The organism is Streptomyces fulvoviolaceus (assembly GCF_000718165.1).
GTDB lineage: Bacteria > Actinomycetota > Actinomycetes > Streptomycetales > Streptomycetaceae > Streptomyces > Streptomyces fulvoviolaceus.
Window position 1 is genome coordinate 1 of the sequence record NZ_JOEY01000134.1, and the last position, 2,548, is coordinate 2,548.

The 2,548-nt window shown below is 64.4% G+C and carries 1 protein-coding gene; it reads right to left on the reverse strand.

Annotated features, from left to right (window positions below; translation table 11 throughout):
- Positions 1-73: 73 nt before the first annotated feature.
- On the reverse strand, positions 74-1,870 hold the full coding sequence (ltrA, locus tag IG08_RS0153090) for a group II intron reverse transcriptase/maturase (RefSeq protein ID WP_030622004.1): 1,797 nt from the start codon (positions 1,868-1,870) through the stop codon (positions 74-76).
- Positions 1,871-2,548: the final 678 nt, after the last annotated feature.

Genomic DNA, 2,548 nt, shown 5'->3' on the forward strand with positions numbered 1-2,548 from the left:
GTCGGGTAGCCGGGGCCCATCTCTGGGCCCCGGCCCCCTCAGAACCGGACGTGCGCCTTTCAACGCATCCGGCTCAAGCAAGCCGCCAGGGCTTCACTGGACGGTAACTTACGTCCCGATTTCCGTCGTTTGCATGGTACGAGCGGTGACAATCGGCATGAACAAGGCTGAGGTTGGTCCGTCTATCCGTCCCGCCGCTGCTGCGGTAGACGAGGTGGTGCTTGTTGAGCATTTTCCTCGTCGCCACGAACCATTCAATCCATTCCCGCAGATTGTCCGGCTCATATTCGGCCCCGTCGATCAGCGCCAACTGGCAAAGGGGACACACCCCCTTCTGCCGGACCGCCAGGATAAGACTCGTCTTGTCCATCGGCGGTGGCACTGTGCTGCGGCGACGCGCGCTCCAATAATCCGCCAGGGCGGGGTCGTCCACGGACGCAGCACCCTTGACGCAGTGATGTATGGAGCAGCGCGTCCAGGAGAACTTCTGAATATAGGCGCCAGTCGCCTGGTCACCGAACACCCAGTTGTCCCGCCTGGTCTTGTTGAACCTGCCGAAATAGTGGCGCTTGATCCACAGCCCCGAACGGTTCTCATGGCTGCGTTTCGCCCACTTGTAGAGCAGCTTGAACATGTAGTTGTCCATCCCGCAGAACACTCTATGGGAAGACACACTCCGGTAATACGCCGACCAACCCCGAACCACCGGGTTGAACTTCGCAATGACCGCTCGGGCGGGCGCGCCCCGATGGGCCCGCACGTCCGTCCGCAGTCGTTTCCGCAGCGCGTTGCAAGCTGCCTTGCTCGGCCTGATGTTCAGCTTGCCGCCGTGCCGCTGGATCGTGAAACCCAGAAAGTCGAACCCCTTATCAAGGTGCACGACCTTCGTCTTGGCCTCATTGAAACGCAGACCGCGCGGCGCAAGCCAGACACGCAGATCCTCCTTGACCCGGTATGCCTCCTCCTCGCTGTGACAGAGCACCACGAAGTCGTCGGCATAACGGACCAATGCGGGCACACCGGCGGACGCGTGGTTGACGCGCGTGCGATACCCGTCGGCACGGAAGCCCGCTGCCTGTTCCATCCCGTGCAGCACAATGTTCAGCAGCAAGGGGCTGATGACGCCGCCCTGCGGAGTGCCCTCCACACTCGGCGCCCATTTCCCGCAGTCCATCACGCCCGCCCGCAGCCAGGCGCGGACCAGGTCCCTGGCGGGGAACTGCCCGAGCACGGCCATCAGGTGATCGTGACTGATGCGATCGAAGGCCCCTTCCAGATCCGCATCCAGCGCCCAACGACGCTTTGCCCGCGGGCCGCGCGCCGTCTGGCGGATGGAGGCGATGGCATCCTGGCAGCTGCGGCCGGGCCGGAACCCGTAGGAACGCGACTCGAACCGCGCCTCCCACTCCGGCTCCAGCGCGTTCTTCACGCGCGCCTGGAGCACCCGATCCCGGATGACCGGGATACCGAGTGGGCGCTGCCTGCCATTGGCCTTGGGGATGTAGACCCGCCTGACCGGACGGGCCCTCCAGGGAGCAGCCGACCGATGGCACTCGGCCACCAGCCGGGCCCTCGCCGCTGGGGTGAGGGCTGTCTCCCCGTCGATGCCCGCCGTCTTGCGGCCCTGGCTCTGCTGGGTCACCCGCTTCACGCTCACCAGCGTGTTGCTATGGCTTCTCAGCATGAGCTTTTGCAAGTTACGGACCTTCTTCAGGTCCCCGTCCTGCGATGCCTTGAAGATCCGCTGCCTCAGCCGCCGTACGTCACGCTCACATCTGGCCCAGTGGATTGTGTGCCAGTCGGAGATTCCGTCCTCGGGTCCGTTCCCCTCGGGCGGGCGGGTGGCTGCAGCCACCTTCGTGGTGCTCATGTCCGCCTCCGGTATCCAACTTGTCCCTCGGTTCCAGCGCCTTTGCGTTGGCGCTTCAAAGGCTCACCTGGTCCACGTGGGCGCCCTTTCGGGCCGGGCCACCAGGGCCCGTATCCGGCGGGTTATACGGCAAGCGGCGTGGAGAGAGCCGCCGACCGGTTTCCCCTGGCCTTTCGGCCTACCGGCATTCGCTTCTTGGACCATCCTGTTCCTGCCGGGGATTTGGGCCTCCCTTGCGGTCGGCTTACCGGACCAGTCCGGACCCCGACAGGGTTTCCGTGTTCCGCACGCTGAAGATGCGGCTGGGGTGGGCGCCCTCTCTACCCCGTGGCCGGCGGTGTCCCACTTCCGTTGTTGCTTGCACCGGAAGCCGCCTGTGCCTTGCAGCACCGGGCCCTCCCCTGCGAAAGCGAGCCATCTCAGGGGTCCCATTTCCCGAGGCATTAACCAAGGGTTCACGCGTGTTCGCCCGTCCAGCCTTCCCCTCGCCTGTGGCCTTCCGATGGTCGAAGTGCCCTTGGGCTTGAACGCTCAGCTTCACACCCCGCCGTTACCAGCGACGCATGTGAGCGCGGGGACGTAATCGAGACACTAATTCGGAGGAATTCCTTGTCTGAACCTCTCCACGAGAATTACCTCACTTCCGAACGTGCGGCCTCACGTCGCACAGCAAGTTGG